Origin of the sequence: Ruminococcus sp. AM42-11, from assembly GCF_003480145.1 — a bacterium.
Taxonomy (GTDB): domain Bacteria; phylum Bacillota; class Clostridia; order Lachnospirales; family Lachnospiraceae; genus Blautia_A; species Blautia_A faecis.
This window is the reverse complement of the sequence record NZ_QUIO01000001.1, coordinates 336,697-355,393: the sequence shown is the minus strand read 5'-3', so window position 1 is coordinate 355,393 and position 18,697 is coordinate 336,697. Positions and strand designations below refer to the sequence as shown.

Annotated in this window: 21 protein-coding genes and 1 riboswitch; of the genes, 20 read left to right on the top strand and 1 reads right to left on the bottom strand. The window is 43.5% G+C overall.

What is annotated here, in order from left to right; translation table 11 throughout:
* Positions 1-209 precede the first annotated feature (209 nt).
* The 10 genes from DW904_RS01530 to DW904_RS01490 all read left to right on the top strand — a co-directional run bounded on the left by DW904_RS01530 (position 210) and on the right by DW904_RS01490 (position 10,546).
* Positions 210-1,412, top strand: a complete 1,203-nt coding sequence (locus DW904_RS01530; RefSeq protein ID WP_118577787.1) for a class I SAM-dependent rRNA methyltransferase — start codon at positions 210-212, stop codon at positions 1,410-1,412.
* A gap of 141 nt (positions 1,413-1,553) precedes the next feature.
* Entirely contained in the window at positions 1,554-1,967 is a 414-nt protein-coding gene (locus tag DW904_RS01525; RefSeq protein ID WP_118577786.1) for a hypothetical protein, read from the top strand.
* A 1-nt stretch (position 1,968) separates the two neighbouring features.
* A complete protein-coding gene (locus tag DW904_RS01520; RefSeq protein ID WP_118577785.1) occupies positions 1,969-2,823 on the top strand; it encodes a DUF5685 family protein in 855 nt (284 codons plus the stop codon).
* Positions 2,807-3,466: a J domain-containing protein gene (locus DW904_RS01515; RefSeq protein WP_118577784.1), complete on the top strand. Its 660-nt coding sequence runs from the start codon at positions 2,807-2,809 to the stop codon at positions 3,464-3,466. The genes DW904_RS01520 and DW904_RS01515 overlap by 17 nt, the downstream gene beginning before the upstream one ends.
* Positions 3,467-3,746: 280 nt before the next feature.
* Positions 3,747-4,733 carry a diaminopimelate dehydrogenase gene (locus tag DW904_RS01510; protein WP_118577783.1) on the top strand — a complete coding sequence of 329 codons (987 nt, stop codon included), beginning with the start codon at positions 3,747-3,749 and terminating at the stop codon, positions 4,731-4,733.
* Positions 4,734-5,042: 309 nt separating this feature from the next.
* Positions 5,043-6,563 (top strand): N-acetylmuramoyl-L-alanine amidase family protein, encoded by a 1,521-nt coding sequence (locus DW904_RS01505; RefSeq protein WP_118577782.1) that lies wholly within the window; start codon positions 5,043-5,045, stop codon positions 6,561-6,563.
* 371 nt (positions 6,564-6,934) lie between these two features.
* Positions 6,935-7,225, top strand: a complete 291-nt coding sequence (locus DW904_RS23420) for a DUF3450 domain-containing protein (protein ID WP_243110250.1) — start codon at positions 6,935-6,937, stop codon at positions 7,223-7,225.
* Complete coding sequence (locus DW904_RS01500) at positions 7,203-8,282, top strand: C40 family peptidase (RefSeq protein ID WP_243110249.1); 1,080 nt, start codon at positions 7,203-7,205, stop codon at positions 8,280-8,282. The genes DW904_RS23420 and DW904_RS01500 overlap by 23 nt, the downstream gene beginning before the upstream one ends.
* A 169-nt stretch (positions 8,283-8,451) precedes the next feature.
* On the top strand, positions 8,452-9,498 hold the full coding sequence (locus tag DW904_RS01495) for a GDSL-type esterase/lipase family protein (protein WP_118577781.1): 1,047 nt from the start codon (positions 8,452-8,454) through the stop codon (positions 9,496-9,498).
* Between the two features lie 91 nt (positions 9,499-9,589).
* A riboswitch (cobalamin riboswitch) is annotated at positions 9,590-9,778 on the top strand.
* A gap of 459 nt (positions 9,779-10,237) precedes the next feature.
* Positions 10,238-10,546 (top strand): cysteine-rich small domain-containing protein, encoded by a 309-nt coding sequence (locus DW904_RS01490; protein ID WP_118577780.1) that lies wholly within the window; start codon positions 10,238-10,240, stop codon positions 10,544-10,546.
* Positions 10,547-10,669: 123 nt separating this feature from the next.
* On the opposite strand, the gene DW904_RS01485 is transcribed toward DW904_RS01490, so the two are convergent.
* Entirely contained in the window at positions 10,670-11,383 is a 714-nt protein-coding gene (locus DW904_RS01485) for a phosphatase (RefSeq protein WP_118577779.1), read from the bottom strand.
* A 279-nt stretch (positions 11,384-11,662) separates the two neighbouring features.
* Here DW904_RS01485 and DW904_RS01480 point away from each other — a divergent pair, with 279 nt between their 5' ends.
* The 10 genes from DW904_RS01480 to DW904_RS01435 all read left to right on the top strand — a co-directional run bounded on the left by DW904_RS01480 (position 11,663) and on the right by DW904_RS01435 (position 18,672).
* Positions 11,663-12,040: a BMC domain-containing protein gene (locus tag DW904_RS01480; protein ID WP_021924989.1), complete on the top strand. Its 378-nt coding sequence runs from the start codon at positions 11,663-11,665 to the stop codon at positions 12,038-12,040.
* Between the two features lie 6 nt (positions 12,041-12,046).
* Complete coding sequence (locus DW904_RS01475) at positions 12,047-12,520, top strand: EutP/PduV family microcompartment system protein (RefSeq protein ID WP_118577778.1); 474 nt, start codon at positions 12,047-12,049, stop codon at positions 12,518-12,520.
* Positions 12,521-12,766: 246 nt separating this feature from the next.
* A complete protein-coding gene (locus DW904_RS01470; protein ID WP_118577777.1) occupies positions 12,767-13,633 on the top strand; it encodes a class II aldolase/adducin family protein in 867 nt (288 codons plus the stop codon).
* 73 nt (positions 13,634-13,706) lie between these two features.
* Positions 13,707-15,095, top strand: a complete 1,389-nt coding sequence (locus DW904_RS01465) for an aldehyde dehydrogenase family protein (protein ID WP_118577776.1) — start codon at positions 13,707-13,709, stop codon at positions 15,093-15,095.
* Between the two features lie 17 nt (positions 15,096-15,112).
* Entirely contained in the window at positions 15,113-16,351 is a 1,239-nt protein-coding gene (locus DW904_RS01460) for a zinc-binding dehydrogenase (RefSeq protein WP_118577775.1), read from the top strand.
* Positions 16,352-16,374: 23 nt separating this feature from the next.
* The gene (locus DW904_RS01455) at positions 16,375-16,689 is read left to right on the top strand and encodes a BMC domain-containing protein (RefSeq protein WP_118577774.1); all 315 of its coding nucleotides are present in this window, start codon (positions 16,375-16,377) and stop codon (positions 16,687-16,689) included.
* A gap of 128 nt (positions 16,690-16,817) precedes the next feature.
* The gene (locus DW904_RS01450; RefSeq protein ID WP_118577773.1) at positions 16,818-17,093 is read left to right on the top strand and encodes a BMC domain-containing protein; all 276 of its coding nucleotides are present in this window, start codon (positions 16,818-16,820) and stop codon (positions 17,091-17,093) included.
* Positions 17,094-17,114: 21 nt separating this feature from the next.
* Positions 17,115-17,417 (top strand): BMC domain-containing protein, encoded by a 303-nt coding sequence (locus DW904_RS01445; protein WP_118577772.1) that lies wholly within the window; start codon positions 17,115-17,117, stop codon positions 17,415-17,417.
* 203 nt (positions 17,418-17,620) lie between these two features.
* Positions 17,621-17,899 carry a BMC domain-containing protein gene (locus DW904_RS01440; RefSeq protein WP_005427721.1) on the top strand — a complete coding sequence of 93 codons (279 nt, stop codon included), beginning with the start codon at positions 17,621-17,623 and terminating at the stop codon, positions 17,897-17,899.
* A 128-nt stretch (positions 17,900-18,027) separates the two neighbouring features.
* The gene (locus DW904_RS01435; RefSeq protein WP_117850748.1) at positions 18,028-18,672 is read left to right on the top strand and encodes a phosphate propanoyltransferase; all 645 of its coding nucleotides are present in this window, start codon (positions 18,028-18,030) and stop codon (positions 18,670-18,672) included.
* The last annotated feature ends 25 nt before the right edge of the window (positions 18,673-18,697 follow it).

The window sequence follows — 18,697 nt, the reverse complement described above, 5'->3', positions numbered from 1 at the left end:
AAGCGAGTTCAGGCAGTCCGGAGTTTTTTTGTGTTGTTAATGAGACTGAGATGTCTGTTAAAAAAAGAAGATGAATGGCTGGCAGTTTATAAAATTTTAAGATTAGTGAAATTTTTATGACTTTTTCTCAGAACCCCTGGAAACACTGGCAAATTGAGAAATTGTGTGCTACAATGTTACCTAAATCGCAAAAGCAAAGGAGTAGTGCTATGAGTCTGGCAGTAGTAACCCTGAAAAAGGGAGAAGGACGTCTTTTGAAATCCGGCGGAATGTGGATTTTTGATAATGAAGTAGCTTCTATTATGGGAAGCTTTGTAAATGGAGATATTGTACTGGTTCATGATTTTGACGGATATCCTCTGGGAAGAGGATTCATCAATACGAATTCCAGGATTGTGGTACGTCTTCTTTCAAAAGATGAGAATACTGTGATCGATGAGGAATTTTTTGAGAAAAGAGTGCGGGATGCATGGGAGTATCGTAAGAAAGTAACGGATACTTCAAGCTGTCGCGTGATCTTCGGAGAGGCAGATTTTCTGCCGGGTTTTATTGTGGACAAGTTTTCTGATGTGCTGGTGGTACAGTCCCTTGCACTTGGAATCGACCGTTATAAAGAGATGCTGGTGGAACTTCTGAAGAAAGTTCTGGCAGAGGATGGTATCCGGATCTGCGGCGTTTACGAGAGAAGTGACGTGAAAGTACGTAAGCAGGAGGGAATGGAGCCATATAAGGGCTTTATTGGTGAAGAGTTCCCTACTTTGGTTGAAATTGTGGAAAATGGTGTAAAATATCAGGTGGATGTAAAAGACGGTCAGAAGACAGGATTTTTCCTGGATCAGAAATACAATCGTCTGGCAATCCAGAAGCTTTGTAAGAATGCCAGAGTTCTGGACTGTTTTACCCATACCGGTTCTTTCGCCTTAAATGCAGGATATGCAGGAGCGAAAGAAGTAACAGGTGTGGATGCTTCACAGCTTGCAGTTGATCAGGCTACAGCCAATGCAGCTTTAAACGGACTTTCTGATTCTGTAAAATTTATCTGTGAGGACGTCTTCGATCTTCTTCCGAAACTGGAAGAGAAAGGCGAGAAATATGACGTGGTGATTCTGGATCCACCTGCATTTACCAAGTCAAGAAGCTCTGTTAAGAATGCAGTGAAAGGCTATCGTGAGATCAATCTTCGTGCCATGAAGCTGGTGAAAGACGGCGGTTTCCTTGCAACCTGTTCCTGTTCACATTTTATGGATTACCAGCTTTTTACCCAGACCATCGGGCAGGCTGCCAGAAATGTGCATAAACGTCTCCGTCAGGTAGAATATCGCACCCAGGCACCAGATCATCCGATCTTATGGTCTGCTGATGAATCTTATTATCTGAAATTTTACATTTTTCAAGTCTGCAGCGACAGATAGGAAAAGACGGAATGATTGCTGGTTGTTTTGTGAACCATAATAGTGAATGTACAGAATCAGGGATAGGGAAATAATATAATAACAAAAGAGCGACAGAAACTTATTCCAGGAAGATAAGTTCACAAGAAAGAAGGTATTTTATTGAAAGAAAAATTTATGAGATTTATGCAGGGACGAAACGGAGTAGATCAGTTCGCAAGATTCACTATGGGAGTGGCACTGGCTGCTATTGTGCTCACCTTATTTACTGGGACCAGAAGTGGAATCGGCGCATTTCTGGATCTGTTTGGGATGGCTGCCATTGTTTATACTTATTTCAGGATTTTTTCAAAAAATATTTCAAAACGTTATCAGGAGAATCAGAAGTATCTTCAGATGACAGATAAGTTAAGAGCCCGTTTCCAGAAAGAGAAGCGAATGATGAGCCAGCGCAAGGACTATCATATTTACAGCTGCCCTGGCTGCGGTCAGAAAATCCGTATTCCCAGAGGCGGATTTAAGAAAGTGGAGATTGAATGTCCCAAGTGTCATACCAAATTTATAAAGAGGCGCTGATATGTTTGGATATATTGTAATGAACAAGCCGGAGATCAAGATGAAGGATTTTGACATGTACAGAACCTTTTACTGCGGACTCTGCAGGGAACTGCGTGAGAAATACGGGATATCCGGCCAGATTACATTAAGCTATGATATGACTTTTGTGATCATGCTTCTTTCCGGCCTTTATGAGCCAAAGACGTACAAGGGCACTACCAGATGCATTCTTCATCCTGTGAGAAAACAGCCAGTTCGAAAGAATGTGATGACAGAATACTGTGCAGACATGAATATACTTTTAACTTATTATAAATGTCTGGATGACTGGAACGATGACAGAAAATATGTGAAGCTTGGTTACGCCAGGCTTCTCGAGGGGAAAAATAACCGTCTGTTAAAACTTTATCCAGATAAGGCGAAGCGGATCGTCGAACTTCTGGATGAGCTTTCCGCTTTGGAGAAACAGGGAGAGACAGATATAGACAGAATGTCCGGGATTTTTGGGCATATTATGGAGGAGATTCTTGCTTACAGGCAGGATGAGTGGGAGAAAAGCCTTCGAAGAATTGGCTTTTATCTTGGCAAATTCATCTATCTTCTGGATGCATATGATGATGTGGAAGAAGATGTGAAAAATAAAGATTACAATCCTTTCGCAGAAAAATATACAATGGAAGGGTTTGAAGGGGAAGTACGCCAGATCCTTATGATGATGATGGCAGAAACCTGCAGAGAATTCGAGAAGCTTCCTATTATTAAATATGGGGATATTCTTCGGAACATTTTATATTCCGGTGTGTGGTGCCGCTTCGAGGAAGTGAGCAGGAAACGCAGGGAAGAACGGGAGAAAGAACATGTTGGATCCATATAGCGTACTGGGAGTTTCCAGAAATGCAACAGATGAAGAAATAAAGAAGGCATACAGAAAGTTAAGCCGGAAGTACCATCCGGATGCGAATATTAACAATCCGAACAAGGATCAGGCAGAAGAGAAGTTTAAGGAAGTACAGCAGGCATATGAGCAGATCATGAGAGAACGCGAGTATGGAAGCAGTGGTGGATCTTCCGGCGGATACGGTGGTTATGGATATGGAGGATTTGGCGGCTTTGGAGGACAGCAGCGCCAGAGCACTTACGAAGATGAGGAAAGTGTGCGCAGACGTGCAGCAGCTAATTTTGTTCAGAGCGGACATTATCAGGAGGCTATGAATGTGTTGAATTCCCTTTCCCAGAAGAATGGAGAGTGGTATTATATTTCCTCCATGGCGAACATGGGAATGGGGAATAATGTAAAAGCGCTGGAGCATATTCGTGAAGCTGTGCGCCAGGAGCCGAATAATCAGCAGTACCGTATGCTCCTGAACCGGATGGAGGGCGGCGGAAGCTGGTATGAGACACAGCAAGGACCGTTTGGAGGAATGCCGGTGGCAGGAGATGATATGTGTCTGAAGCTTTGTCTGGCGAATGCGCTATGTGGAATGTGCTGTCCGGGAAGCGGAGTGCTGTGCTGTTAATAAAGTAGAAGTTTATGATACTGTACCGTGGAGAAAGATGCCATTGTACAGTATTCTTTTTTGAGGTGTTTTGATGTTACCAAAGAACCGGAATCTTTGAATGACAGATTTTGTTAAAAATCAATTGACAAGAAAACTCGCACGTATTAAACTGTTAAAGCGTGAAATAGATATAGATACCGCAGACGTGAAGCATCTGACGTTCGTATGGGATGGGGGCTGCCTGACCATTTGTCGGGATTGTGCATCTTGCGTGCGGTAGTATAGGAGGAATCAGATAATGAGTATTCGTATTGGTATCCTGGGATATGGCAACCTGGGACGTGGCGTAGAATGTGCGATCAAGCACAATCCTGATATGGAACTGGTGGGTGTATTTACCCGTCGTGCTCCTGAAACGGTTAAGATCCTGACTGAAACAGCGAAGGTATATTCTGTAGATGATGCTGAGAAGATGAAAGATCAGATTGATGTTATGATTCTTTGCGGCGGAAGTGCTACTGACCTGCCAGAGCAGACACCGAAATATGCCCAGTGGTTCAATGTGGTAGACAGCTTTGATACCCATAAGAGAATCCCGGAACATTTTGCAAATGTGGACAAAGCAGCTTCTGAGAACGGTCATGTTGGAATTATTTCTGTAGGCTGGGATCCGGGAATGTTTTCCCTGAACCGCATGTATGCAAATGCAATCCTGACAAACGGCAAGGATTACACATTCTGGGGAAAAGGCGTAAGCCAGGGACATTCTGATGCAATCCGCCGTATCAAAGGGGTAAAGGATGGCAAACAGTACACTATCCCGGTTGAGGCTGCACTGGAAGCAGTAAGAAGCGGAAAGAATCCGGAGCTTACTACAAGGGAGAAACATACCAGAGAGTGTTTCGTAGTAGCTGAAGAAGGCGCTGATCTTGCAAGAATTGAGAATGAGATCAAGACTATGCCGAACTACTTTGATGAATACGATACCACAGTACATTTTATTTCCGAAGAGGAACTGAAGCGTGACCACAGCGGAATTCCGCACGGTGGATTTGTAATCCGCACAGGCAAGACCGGCTGGAACGATGAGAACAGTCATGTGATCGAGTACAGCCTGAAACTGGATTCCAATCCGGAATTTACTTCTTCTGTAATTGTTGCATATGCCAGAGCTGCATACCGCATGAACCAGGAGGGACAGAAGGGCTGCAAGACTGTATTTGATGTTGCACCTGCTTACTTAAGCGCTCTGAGCGGAGAAGAATTAAGAAAACATCTGTTATAATCACTTTATAACAGAAATATTACAGAATTTATAAAAGGACAGTTCTTTTACATTGTGTGGGACTGTTCTTTTTTTATGGAAAATACCTTTGAAATCATTGCTTTTAAAGAAAAATAATACGAAAATATTGTGAAAACTTTACAGAGTTTTACTTTCGGGTTGACGATAGATGGAAACTGTAATATAATGAGCTACATAAAGCTGTAACAACTTTGTAAAAACTTGAAGATGATAATAACAGGGGTTGTGTTTGCTGGACTGCAGTATTACCTGTGGACAGCAACAGATTAATTAAAAAGGAAGGTAAGTATGCAAAACAAATGTAAAAAATTCAGACTTTGGAGTATCCTGCTGCTGGTAATGCTTATGGCAGCCGGTTTTACATGCCATAGTACATCAAGAGATGTACAGGCTGCCACGAAGAATGGATTCCGTACAGTAAAAGGGAAAACATACTACTATAAAAACGGCAAGAAAGTCAAAGGATGGCTTACCCTGAACGGTAAGAAATATTATTTTAGTAAATCTACCGGTGTTCAGGCGAAAGGCTGGGTGAAAGATAAAAAGGGCAGAAAGCGTTATTTCACAAGCAAAGCAGGTGTTATGGTAACTGGATGGCTTTCCAATTCCAAGAGACAGCGTCGTTACTTTGCACCATCAACCGGATACATGAAGACAAAGTGGCTGAAGCTTGGCGGAAAGACCTATTACCTTTACGCTAAGTCAGGCGTTGCAGCTACCGGTTTTGTAAAGGACAGCAAAGGAAATATCCGCTATTTTTCCAAGACAGGAATTATGGCTACAGGCTGGTTGACAAGTTCCTCCGGAGTGAAGCGGTATTTTGCCAGCACTTCTTCCACTTCGACCAATGGAATTATGGCAGTTGGATTTAAGACCATTAACAATGTTACATATTATTTCTACAGTGGCTCCGGTGCTATGGCAACCGGCTGGGTAGAGAATACAGATAAAGGTACCAAGTACTATTTTGACCCTACTACAGGAGCTATGTATACAGGTACACAGACAATTGACGGTGTTACTTATGTGTTCTCTGACACTGGTGTATGCCAGGGTGAGAAGCAGAATGACCCTACACCAGATGGAAATACAGGAAGCAAAACGATCAAGAACTATCTGGCAGGAGCATTGATGCCAGTAGGAAAGGCTCTTTATGTATGGGGCGGCGGCTGGAATGATTCTACCAGAAAAGGTCTGAGCGATACCATGACCAACTGGTACAATAAATGGTCAGCTAATCCCTCTGGATATGACTACAATAATTATCGTGATCTTTCCACCTCGAACCGTGCGAAGGGCTTTGACTGTTCGGGCTTTGTAGGCTGGTCCGCTTACCAGGTAATGCAGACTCAGTCAGGCGTAGGTTATGGATACACAGTGGTATCTGGTGAGATCGGAAGCTATTACAAGGGCAAAGGATGGGGTACAATTGTAAACCAGTCCTACCTGTCACAGAATGGCTGGGAGCTGAAGCCTGGCGATATCGGATACAATGATGGTCATACATGGATCGTTCTTGGTCAGTGCAGTGATAAGAGTGTTGTTATCATCCACTCTACTCCGCAGGCAGGTGTCCAGATTTCCGGAACTACCACACCTACAGGAAGCTATTCCAGTGAGGCTGTAGCCCTTGCGAAGAAGTATATGTCCTTGTATTCCGGATACAGTATTTTTAATTATCATCCATCTGTTGGAAACTATATTCGAAATGGTAACTATCTGAGATGGAATGGAAATACACTTTCTGATCCGGATGGTTATTATAATATGACAGCAGATCAGATTCTGTATGACCTGTTTGGAAAATAATAATTATATGGAAGAGAACCAGTGGAAACGCCGGTTCTCTTTTTTATGCTATAGGAAATTACGTTGGAATTCCCTATAGCATAAAAAAGCCCTGCCGGGCAGGATCCAGAAGCGGCGGAAAGGTAGATGTCGCTTATAGCGACCCGCCGCAGGCGGAGAATCCTGCAAAGCAGGATTCTTTCTTGTGGAAAAAAGCTTAATTCAAACGAATATATTACGAAATGTTACAGAAATTTAAAATTTATTGCAAATTAGGGTTGAAATCTTTGCAAGGGTGTGTTAATATGTAGCAAGATTGAATGAAATATTGCAAACATATTACAAATTAAGTTATTTTAGATTATCAAAATGATTAACGAGGGTGATGAAACATGAAGAAAAGAATTGTATGTCTGACACTGGCAATTTTAATGTGCGGCTCACAGGTTGTAAGCGTAATGGCTGACCGTGAGAGCGATTTAAGAGAAGAGCAGGCCTGGACAAGCCAGCAGCTGGATGCTACATACGCACGCATGAGTGCCCTGTGGGATCAGAAGCAGCAGCTTGAGAGCCAGATCGAATCTTTGAATTCTGATCTTGTAAATGTAATGGTTTCCATTCAGACTCTTGAGAGTGATATCGCTTCCAAGGAAGCAGAAATTGAGAAAACACAGGCGACCTGACCAAGCTCAGAATGCCAAGGATAAACAGTACAGCGCCATGAAGAAACGTATTCAGTATCTTTATGAAAAAGGTGGAAACAATGCATGGTTCCAGATGATGTTAAATGCAGATAACCTTGCAGACCTTCTTACCAGAGCTGAATATACACAGCAGATGTATGAGCAGGACAGAGAGAGCCTTCAGAAATATGCAAGAACGATTGAGGAGGTTCAGAAGTTAGAAGATCAGTATGAGCAAGAGAAAGCTGATTTTGAGACCATGAAGGAAGAATATGAGGCCCAGCAGTCTAACCTTCAGTATCAGTTGGATGTAACTCGTGCAAACAGTGCTGATTGCGAGAACGAGATCGCATATGCACAGCAGCAGGCTACTGAGTATGCGAACCTTCTGGAACAGCAGCAGGCAGAAATTGAGCAGCTTGAGGCAGAGCGTATTGCCGCAGAAGAAGAGGCAAGACGTCAGGCAGAGGCCGCAGCAGCTGCAGCAGCACAGGAAGCAGCTCAGAACGGAGATAATTCCTCAGAAGATGTTCAGTATGATGAAGATGGAAATGTTGTAAGTGGTTCTTCTGATGGATCTTCTGATTATGAATACGATGAGTATGGTAATGTAATTGATACTGACAATACAGTTGATTACAATTCCGAGGCAAGCAGCTCCGACAGTTCCTCAGATAGTTCTTCTGACAGTTCATCAGCCAGCAGTTCTTCAGGTTCCGGCTCTTCTGTTGTATCCTATGCAACACAGTTTGTTGGAAACCCATATGTATGGGGTGGAACAAGCCTTACCAGTGGTGCTGACTGCTCTGGCTTTGTGCAGAGTGTATATGCAAACTTTGGCGTAAGTCTTCCAAGAACATCTTATGAGCAGCAGAATGCCGGATATGAAGTATCCTATGCGGATGCTCAGCCAGGCGACCTGATCTGCTATGGCGGACATGTTGCAATCTATATGGGAAATGGACAGATTGTCCATGCATCCAATGCCAGAGATGGCATCAAGGTCAGCGATAATGCTGCATACAGAACGATTACTTCTGTAAGACGTCTTGTGTAATCTGAATAAATGAATTTGTGAGCCCTTTCCGGAGATGAAAATCCGGAAGGGGCTTTTTACTGAAAATAATGTGGAAAAGCAAAGAAAAAAGAAGTATAGTAAGAATAAAAGTATTGTCTGAAAATCGTAACATAAATATTTCGTATAGCCAGATGAGAGGTGGAGAAAAATGCTTAGCCATTATCAGATGAAGGAAATTCCATATTTAAGAATATTAGGAAGAACGAATGGCAGTCTGGAACCGGTAACACTATTTTGGACCGCTTCCGGAATTGAACTGAATGTAAAAGCAACAGAAATATGGGTGAAAATCCGCTCCGATTATGATGTTTTTGAGCCATGGGTGGATGTGATCGTAGACGGCGTATTGTCCCAACGGCTTATGGTAAATAAGGGAGAACAGGAAATCTGTCTTTTCCGTAATATGGAAAGGGATAAGGTAAGAAATGTAAAGCTTCTTCGTGATACTCCTGCGTTTCCCACAGATGAAAAAACATTGCTTCAGCTTCTGGAGGTTGAAACTGACGGTGAGTTTTTACCTCTTGAAACACCAAAGCTCAGATTGGAGGTAATAGGGGACAGCATTACCTCTGGTGAGGGCGGCAGCGGTGCAGGAGAAGAAATGACATGGAATTCCTTTTGCTTCAATGCCGTGGATAATTATGCATATATGGCAGCAAAAGAACTGGGCGCGGTGTACAATTGCATCAGTCAGAGCGGCTGGGGCGTTTTCTGTTCCTGGGAAGGCAATGAGCAGCAGGCAATCCCGCTATATTATGAGCAGGTGTGCGGTCTTTTAAATGGAGAAAGAAACAAACAACTGGGTGCTATGGAAAAATGGGATTTCCAGAAGTTTCAGCCTGATGTGATCGTAGTGAATCTGGGGACAAACGACAGCAGCGGCACGAAGAATATGGACAGAGTTGGAAAGGCTGTGGAAGACTTTTTGAGAAAACTGCGCGTATGTAATCCAGAAAGCTATATTCTGTGGTGTTATGGAATGCTTGGAGATGAGATTTTGCCTACGCTTGAGAAAGCGGTGGGGAATTATAAAAGAAAAACAGGGGATGAGCGCGTGGAATTTGTGAAGCTTCCGGATACACAGGAAGGAGAATTTGGATCAAGGCAGCACCCAGGGCACAGATCTCATGAAAGAACAGCGAAAATCCTGGTGGAGAAGATTCAGGAAAAAATGACGCTGCTGGTCACGCCGTGACTAGCAACACCAGGTTGATAAAAAAATAACAAAAATCCTTCCAAAGGGTTGACAAAGACAGTGACCGGTGGTACTATGATGTTAGTATAATTCCATAGTGAACATATTAAGTGCTGACAGCTATAAGCTGGCAGAAAGAGGGAATCAGGTGAGAAACCTGAGCGATCCGGTCACTGTAACAGAGGAGCGAATCTCATAGTCCATTGTGCTTACGCATGAGAAGGAGAGAGGAAGTGATGATTCTGGAGCCAGGAAACCTGCTTGGTATGGCGAGGTTAAACTTCCGATGAAAGTGTAACAACCAGTTTTGGGGAATCCGCAGCCCTGAGATGTTGTCCGCTTTTGTGAGTGGACATTTTTTATGGAATGATCGCCTGTTCAGAAGAATTATACAGATTAAATGGCAGGCGATACTACTTCGGATGAAACCGTTCCCTCCGCGTATATATGAACGGATCATATTCTACCCCGGAGTAGCATCGCTCCCTCTTAAATAATGATGATTCAGAAGCCGCATATGCGGTATTTTTTTACACTTTTCCTGAGCCTGTTTGTAGAATTATTCCCGTAATCTCCTGCAGGGTGTGACGCACATCTTACAGAAAGCCTTTTTTAAACACGCTCTGGCCGTATTCTATTCCTGTAAGCGGGATTCTTTTTTTGCATTTGATTTTGGGGCATTACGAAATAGAATATAAAGAATATTTTGTTTTGAGCTGTATGAGATAAGGAGAGAAATATGGAGAAAAAATATTGGGAAGATAAAGAATACGCTTATTTCAGTCATAAGAAATGTGAGTATTTTCCATGCCATAAAGGAGCTGATCCAGAGGACTTTAACTGTCTGTTCTGCTATTGCCCGCTTTATGCCCTTGGAGACAAATGCGGCGGAAATTTCAAATATAATGAGAAGGGATTTAAAGATTGTACGAATTGTCAGCTACCTCATAAGAAGAAAAACTACGGTTATGTGACAGGAAAATATCAGGAACTTGCTGCGATGATGCAGAAAGTAAGAGAAGCAGATCATAAAAATGAAAATGAGTAATCAAAGAAATAAGTATAAAAAACTCTCCGGAATATATACGAAGTTAAGCTTACGTATTTATATTTCTCGGAGAGTTTTTGCGTAATGCAAAATTCCATTGGAATTCTGCAAGCTGGATCCTTTTTATCGTATGCTTAACAGCATCTTTAATTTCGGAATCTGGTTGTTGAGAATCAGACCCTCTGGAAACATAGCATTATGAACGAAATCAGCGGCATAAGTGAAGTCTCCAATATGCTCTGTTCCATGACTGTCACTGGAAAGCACGATTGGAACCAGATACTTCCGGCAGCAGGACAGGATCTGCGCGCAGTTGGCATGGGTATCGCCCCGATATCCGTAAGGTGCCAGGGAAGCTTCGTTGATCTCAAGGAGAACACCGTTTTCACCGGCAGCCTTTACAACTGCGTCGTAATCTATGTCATACTGGGGATTATCAATGTGTCCCAGGATCTTTATAACCGGATTCTTCATTACGTTCAGAAAAGCAGCAGTATTTTCTTCCCTGGTCTTTGGCCGGAAATTCTGATAATGCATGCTGGCGATTGCGTAGTCCAGCTTATCAAGAAGCTCCTGTGGCAGATCTGTTTTTCCATCGGTATCCAGAATGTTCAGTTCAATTCCATATAATAATTCCACATCGAAACGCTTCCTGGGCGAATAGATCAGGCTTCGGAAATAAGAAGAAGTTCCGGCAGCCAGAGTGGCTGGTCCGTGGTCTGTGATTCCAAGAAGCTTCAGCCCTTTTTGAGAAGCTGCCTTTGCCATGTCGCTGATGGTGCAGGTTGTGCCGTGTCCGCTGGCAATGGAATGTGTGTGTATATCAGAAAGATACATAAAATCATCTCCTAGTCAAGATTACGTGAATATATGCAGCTGGTAATTTCACTATAAAAGTGTTTTGAAAAGCCATTTACAGTTAACTTTAGTATGCCAGAGGGAAAAAAACATGTCAATCATAAATAAGAAAAAACAGAGAAAACAAATAAAAACAACATTGTACTACAAGAAAAACCACATATAACATGCCAGGAAATGTTGCTTTTTGTTGACACTTGGAAATCAGAAAGGTATAATCAAATCAGATTATAAAAACTCTTTATTCAGGAGGAGAAAATGGGATACACAGATAATATGTCTCCGGAAATGAAACAGAGAATCGTACAGGAGCTTGTACCAGGCAAGCAGATTTCCCTGGCACATATCATTGCCAATCCGGATAAGATTCTTTACACCAAGCTGGGCCTTGATCCGTCGCTGGACTACTCAAGAGCGGCCATTGGGATCATGACTGTAAGTCCGGCAGAAACTGCTATCATTATGGCAGATATTGCGATGAAATCATCTGGCATTGAACTGGGATTTGTTGATCGTTTCAGCGGAAGCCTGATCATCACAGGTACTGTGTCGGAAGTAGAAGCTTCTACTAGCGCAATTCTGGACTATGTGGGAAATAAACTGGGCTTTACTTTATGCCCCATTACAAGGACTTGACAGAATATGAGGAAACTTGTTCTGATCGGTCGCAGCGAGGCTGGAAAAACTACTTTGACCCAGGCCCTGCGTGGTGAAAAAATACATTATCATAAAACACAATATGTAAATAATTTTGATGTGATCGTAGATACGCCAGGAGAGTATGCCCAGACGAAAGGTCTGGGACACGCCCTGGCGTTGTATACATATGAATCAGATGTGGTAGGGCTGCTGGTATCTGCCACGGAACCGTATTGCCTTTTTCCACCTTGCATTACCTGTATGGCCAACCGTGAAGTAATTGGAATTGTTACCAAAATCCACAATCCGGATGCAAATGTAAAACTTGCCACGTCCTGGCTGGAGCTTGCCGGCTGTAAAAAAATCTTTTATGTAGACTCCAGGCAGCAGGAGGGCATTCCGGAGATTTTGGAATATCTCAGGGAAGATGGCGATGTAATGCCGTGGGAAAAAGATGCCTCTGATCCGGTGAATTAGAAAATACCTGCCAAATGGGGAAAAACAGTAAAACCACGAAAAACAACATAGCAATCTAGAAAAAAATCCACATAAAACAACATAAAACAACGGAAAAACCTTGACTTATAATGTGGAATGGTGTAAACTTACAACATAACCAAAAAAGTAACAGGCTAGCTATGCCTAGCCATGATAAGTTACCCGGTGCGGTACTATAACATACATAATCCACCGCACCTGAATGTGCTTAAGGAGGAAAAAAGCATGGTAAACGAATACGAAATCAAAAAACAGATTTGCGACATCGGAAGAAGAATCTATAACCGCAACATGGTTGCAGCAAATGATGGAAACATCTCTGTAAAACTGAATGACAATGAGTTCCTTTGCACACCTACTGGTGTATCCAAAGGCTTTATGACTCCAGAGTTCATCTGTAAAGTAGATGCAAAAGGAAATGTTCTTCAGGCTAACCCGGGATTCAAACCATCATCTGAGATCAAGATGCATATGAGAGTATATGAGAAGAGACCTGATGTAGGATCTGTTGTACATGCTCATCCAATTTATGCAACATCTTTTGCTATTGCTGGTATTCCGCTTACACAGCCAATCATGCCAGAGGCAGTTATCGCTCTTGGATGTGTTCCGATCGCTGAGTATGGTACACCTTCTACAATGGAGATTCCGGATAACCTTGAGAAATATCTTCCATATTTCGATGCAGTTCTTCTTGAGAACCACGGAGCTCTTACCTGGAGCACAGACCTGAACGCTGCATACATGAAGATGGAGTCCGTAGAATTCTATGCACAGCTTCTGTATCAGAGCAAACTTCTTGGAGGCCCGAAGGAATTTGATAAAGAGAACATTAAGAAACTTTATGAGATCCGTCGTAAATTCGGTATGCCTGGAAAACATCCGGCAAGCCTTTGCCAGAACAAAGATGGCATGAACTGCCATAATTGCGGTGGTGCATGTCACAACGAAGACTATAAACAGTTCCCAGGATATCAGTATGATTTCGTTGGCGGCAACTGCGATGCTCCGGCAGCAGATACAGCTAATGCAGATGCAGAGTTAGTAGCTAAGATTACCAAACAGGTTATGGCTCAGTTAGGACTGAAATAATCAGAAAATATAAAGGCTGGCAGCTGTGGGAAAATCAGGCAGCTGTGGGCAATTGTTAAGGAGGAACAATCTCATGCCAATCAGCGAGAGCATGGTACAGGATATTGTACAGGAAGTTATGGCGAAAATGCAGATTGCAGACGCTCCGGCCGGTAAACATGGAATTTTCACAGATATGAACGAGGCCATTGAGGCTGCGAAAGCTTCCCAGAAGATCGTTCGGAAAATGTCCTTGGACCAGAGAGAAAAAATTATTACCTGCATTCGAAGAAAAACAAAAGAAAATGCAGAAATCCTTGCACGTATGGGTGTTGATGAGACCGGAATGGGAAATGTAGGAGATAAGATCCTGAAACATCATCTGGTAGCAGATAAGACCCCTGGTACAGAAGATCTCAGCACTACAGCATGGTCAGGCGACAGAGGACTTACTCTGATCGAGATGGGACCGTTTGGCGTAATCGGAGCAATCACTCCGTGTACGAACCCAAGTGAAACCATTCTGTGCAACACAATGGGTATGCTGGCAGGTGGAAATACAGTTGTATTTAATCCGCATCCGGCAGCAATCAAAACCTCTATTTATGCGATCAATCTTCTGAATGAGGCATCCCTGGAAGCAGGTGGCCCGGACAATATCGCAGTAACAGTAGAGAAACCTACATTAGAGACAAGCAATATTATGATGAAACATAAAGATATCCCGCTTATCGCAGCAACAGGCGGTCCTGGCGTTGTAACAGCAGTCCTTTCCTCTGGAAAACGTGGAATCGGCGCTGGCGCAGGAAATCCTCCGGCAGTTGTAGATGAGACAGCAGATGTAAGAAAAGCTGCTCAGGATATCGTAAACGGATGTACATTCGATAACAACCTTCCGTGTATCGCAGAGAAGGAAATCGTAGCAGTTGCTTCTATTACAGATGAGCTTATGCATTATCTGGTAAGTGAGAATGACTGTTACCTTGCTTCCAAAGAAGAACAGGATAAACTTACAGCAGTTGTTCTTGCAGGCGGCAAGCTGAACCGTAAATGCGTTGGACGTGACGCAAGAACATTACTTTCCATGATCGGAGTAAATGCTCCTGCAAATATCCGCTGCATCGTATTTGAAGGACCGAAGGAACATCCACTTATCGCTACAGAGCTTATGATGCCGATCCTTGGCGTTGTAAGGGCAAAAGATTTTGATGATGCAGTAGAGCAGGCTGTATGGCTTGAGCATGGCAACCGCCACTCTGCACACATTCATTCCAAGAACATTGACAATATCACCAAATATGCGAAAGCAATCGACACCGCAATCCTTGTTAAGAATGCACCTTCCTATGCAGCACTTGGATTCGGCGGAGAAGGTTACTGTACATTCACAATCGCAAGCCGTACTGGTGAAGGACTTACAAGTGCAAGTACATTCACCAAGAGAAGACGCTGCGTAATGGCAGACAGCCTTTGCATTCGCTGACAGGAGGAAACATAAAAATGGATATGAATAACGTAAATATCGAAGAAATCGTAAAACAGGTTCTTGCTGGAATGGCTGGAACAGCACCGGCAGCTTCTGCATCAGCAGCACCGGCAGCACTAGCTGCAGCACCGGCAGGCGCAATTCCGAAAACTGCACACGTTGCAGTACTTACTGAAAAAGAGCATTTTGATATTAAAGAGTACCCGATTCCGGCAATTGGCGATGACGACATCCTTGTTAAAGTAGAAGGCTGCGGCGTTTGCGGTACTGATGCTCACGAATTCAAGAGAGACCCATTCAACCTGATCCCGGTTGCACTTGGACATGAGGGAACTGGTGAGATCGTTGCCATGGGTAAAAATGTTAAGACTGATACAGCTGGAAAACCGGTTAAGATCGGTGACAAAGTCGTTACCTGTATGATCTTCAAGGATGATCCTGAAATCACAATGTTCGACTTAAACAAGAAAAACGTTGGAGGAGCTGACGTATACGGACTTCTTCCAGATGATGACATTCATCTTAACGGATGGTTCTCTGATTACATCTTTATCAGAGGTGGAGAGTTTGGAAGCACATTCTTCAACGTAAGTGATCTTGATCTGGACTCCCGTATCCTGATCGAGCCATGTGCAGTTCTTGTACATGCAGTTGAGAGAGCAAAAACAACTGGTATCCTTCGTTTCAACAGCAGAGTTGTTGTACAGGGATGCGGACCAATCGGTCTGATCTGTATTGCAGTTCTTCGTACCATGGGTATCGAGAACATCTGTGCTGTAGATGGAAATCAGCAGCGTCTTGATTTCGCTAAGAGAATGGGCGCTACCATGAGTGTAAACTTCATGGAGCACAAAGGAATCGAAGCACTTTCTGAAGCTGTTAAAGATCAGTTTGGCGGACATCTTGCAGACTTTGCATTCCAGTGTACAGGATCACCTGTTGCTCATGCAAACATCTACAAATTCATCCGTAACGGCGGTGGCCTTTGCGAGCTTGGTTTCTTCATCAATGGTGGAGATGCTACAATCAACCCGCACTTTGACATCTGCTCCAAAGAGATCACAATCGTAGGCTCCTGGGTATACACCTTAAGAGATTACGTTACAACATTTGATTTCCTTAAGAGAGCAAATGCAATCGGACTTCCAATGTCTGAGCTGATCACAGACAAGTATCCGCTTGAGGAGATCAATGAAGCATTAAAGAAGAACCTTGCAATGACCGGTCTTAAGATCGCAGTTGTAAATAAATAATTGCCGGATAAAGGAGAATCAAGATGGCAGAAGCTGTAGGAATCTTGGAGGTGTTCGGACTGGCAACAGCGTTTGTGGCGGCCGACGCCGGCTGCAAGGCAGCAAATGTCCATCTGGAGGTTTTTGATAAAAATAAACCTGCAAATGCGGACAGTCTGCCGGTACCGCTCCTTGTCTGCATCAAGTTCCGCGGAAGCGTTTCTGATGTAACAGAGGCTGTGGAAGCTGGAATCAGAGTAGCAGAGAGTATGACCGGTGTGGTACAGCACTACGTAATACCAAATCCGGAACCCGGTACACAAAAAATGCTGAAAATCAGCGCACTGGATAAGGATTAATAATTGCTAACCAGTGAATTTAAGTCTATAATAAAAACGAACAAAGTCATGCGGAGCATGGCAGGTACCTCACAACAAGTACGCTGGAGCGTACTTGAAAAGTCGAGATATATCAGGAGGAATTCATCATGGCACAGGAAGCTTTAGGAATGGTAGAAACCAGAGGACTTACAGCTGCAATTGAGGCAGCAGATGCAATGACAAAAGCAGCAGAGGTTACACTGGTTGGTACAGAGAAAATCGGATCCGGTCTTGTAACTGTTATGGTTCGCGGTGATGTCGGAGCTGTTAAGGCAGCAGTTGAGAGTGGAAGCGCAGCAGCATCCAGACTTGGAGAGCTTGTAGCTACACACGTAATCCCAAGACCTCATACAGATGTGGAGAAAATCCTTCCAAGCATCTAATGAACTATAAGGAGTTCGCTCATGAGTAAATCATATGGTTTTATTGAAATCACAGGTGTTGTAGCGGCCATGGATGCCCTGGACATTATGTGTAAAACGGCAGACGTTGAGCTGGCGTCATGGGAGCGTAAGCTGGGCGGACGACTGGTGACCATTATTGTACAAGGCGATGTGGCAGCTGTTACAGAAGCTGTGGAAGCGGCAGCAACAAATGCCATCAAGAAACCGGCAAGCTATGCAGTAATTGCCAATCCCCATGAGGAAATCGTCAAAATGGTGGAGCTTAGCGCAAGTCGATGGAGAAAGAAAAAGGGGGATGAATAATGGCTGACGAAGAAAAGAAAGAGACAGCGAAAAAAACAGCCCCTAAAAAGGCAGCCGCTCCGAGAAGAACGGCCAGAACAACCAGAGCAAAAGCAGCAGAAGTAAAGGCCGAAGAGCCGAAGACCACTGCAGCTGACAAAGAGATTACAGAAACCAAACATACAGAAGCTGAGAAACCAGCAATTCATAAGGAGGAAAAAATCATGACACAGGAAGCATTAGGAATGGTAGAAACCAGAGGACTTACAGCAGCTATCGAGGCAGCTGACCAGATGTGCAAAGCAGCTAACGTTGCATTAGTTGGAACAGAGAAGATCGGATCCGGTCTTGTAACTGTTATGGTTCGTGGAGATGTTGGAGCAGTTAAATCTGCAGTAGAGAGCGGAAGCGCAGCAGCATCCAGACTTGGAGAGCTTGTAGCTACACACGTAATTCCGAGACCTCATACAGATGTTGAGAAAATCCTTCCAGTTCTGAAATAATATAAAAGTCCCAGACAGCAGCCATGAATGAGCTGTGCTTGCATGAGCGAATTCATGGCTGCTCCTTACTTTTATAATGTCTGCTATGGCAGACATTACCGAATTTCAGGAAGAAAGCAGGTGTACTTTTGGAAACCAATAATGTTGAGCTGATTACCAGAATGGTATTGGATGCTCTCAATAAAAAAGAAGAAAAAGGCAATGGCTTCATGGTGCCCATCGGAGTTTCCGCAAGACATATCCACCTGACGCAGGAACATGTTGAAGCTTTATTTGGACCAGGATATCAGCTCACCAAGAAGAAAGAGCTGATGGGCGGACAGTTTGCCTCCAATGAGACAGTAACTATCGTTGGACTGAAGCTCCGTGCAATTGAGAATGTACGTATTCTCGGACCGGTCCGCAAGGCTTCACAGGTTGAAGTATCAGCTACAGACGCAATCAAGCTTGGTATGAAAGTACCGGTGCGTGAGTCTGGAGATGTTAAGGGAAGTGCTCCTATTGCAATTGTCGGACCGAAAGGTGCGATTTATCTGAAAGAGGGATGTATCGTAGCAATGCGTCACATTCACATGTCCCCGAAGGATGCCCAGGCAGCCGGTGTGAAGGATGGAGATATCGTATCTGTTAAAGCAGACAATGAGAGAGGAACCATTTTCAATCAGGTGAAGATCCGTGTAGACGACAGCTTTACACTGGAGATGCACATTGATACAGATGAAGCAAATGCAGCAAAAATTGCCACAGGCAATACAGTTACAATTATAAAGTAATGTTTTGGAAATCATTTCCTCATTA

Excerpts from the sequence above, each read along its gene's own strand:
- DW904_RS01460 (WP_118577775.1), top strand. The coding sequence starts at position 15,113 with ATGGATATGAATAACGTAAATATCGAAGAAATCGTAAAACAGGTTCTT.
- DW904_RS01490 (WP_118577780.1), top strand. The coding sequence starts at position 10,238 with ATGGAGAAAAAATATTGGGAAGATAAAGAATACGCTTATTTCAGTCAT.
- DW904_RS01450 (WP_118577773.1), top strand. The coding sequence starts at position 16,818 with ATGGCACAGGAAGCTTTAGGAATGGTAGAAACCAGAGGACTTACAGCT.
- DW904_RS01480 (WP_021924989.1), top strand. The coding sequence starts at position 11,663 with ATGGGATACACAGATAATATGTCTCCGGAAATGAAACAGAGAATCGTA.
- DW904_RS01530 (WP_118577787.1), top strand. The coding sequence starts at position 210 with ATGAGTCTGGCAGTAGTAACCCTGAAAAAGGGAGAAGGACGTCTTTTG.
- DW904_RS01445 (WP_118577772.1), top strand. The coding sequence starts at position 17,115 with ATGAGTAAATCATATGGTTTTATTGAAATCACAGGTGTTGTAGCGGCC.
- DW904_RS01485 (WP_118577779.1), bottom strand. The coding sequence starts at position 11,383 with ATGTATCTTTCTGATATACACACACATTCCATTGCCAGCGGACACGGC.
- DW904_RS01470 (WP_118577777.1), top strand. The coding sequence starts at position 12,767 with ATGGTAAACGAATACGAAATCAAAAAACAGATTTGCGACATCGGAAGA.
- DW904_RS01455 (WP_118577774.1), top strand. The coding sequence starts at position 16,375 with ATGGCAGAAGCTGTAGGAATCTTGGAGGTGTTCGGACTGGCAACAGCG.
- DW904_RS01510 (WP_118577783.1), top strand. The coding sequence starts at position 3,747 with ATGAGTATTCGTATTGGTATCCTGGGATATGGCAACCTGGGACGTGGC.
- DW904_RS01505 (WP_118577782.1), top strand. The coding sequence starts at position 5,043 with ATGCAAAACAAATGTAAAAAATTCAGACTTTGGAGTATCCTGCTGCTG.
- DW904_RS01515 (WP_118577784.1), top strand. The coding sequence starts at position 2,807 with ATGTTGGATCCATATAGCGTACTGGGAGTTTCCAGAAATGCAACAGAT.
- DW904_RS23420 (WP_243110250.1), top strand. The coding sequence starts at position 6,935 with ATGAAGAAAAGAATTGTATGTCTGACACTGGCAATTTTAATGTGCGGC.
- DW904_RS01440 (WP_005427721.1), top strand. The coding sequence starts at position 17,621 with ATGACACAGGAAGCATTAGGAATGGTAGAAACCAGAGGACTTACAGCA.
- DW904_RS01520 (WP_118577785.1), top strand. The coding sequence starts at position 1,969 with ATGTTTGGATATATTGTAATGAACAAGCCGGAGATCAAGATGAAGGAT.
- DW904_RS01465 (WP_118577776.1), top strand. The coding sequence starts at position 13,707 with ATGCCAATCAGCGAGAGCATGGTACAGGATATTGTACAGGAAGTTATG.
- DW904_RS01495 (WP_118577781.1), top strand. The coding sequence starts at position 8,452 with ATGCTTAGCCATTATCAGATGAAGGAAATTCCATATTTAAGAATATTA.
- DW904_RS01475 (WP_118577778.1), top strand. The coding sequence starts at position 12,047 with ATGAGGAAACTTGTTCTGATCGGTCGCAGCGAGGCTGGAAAAACTACT.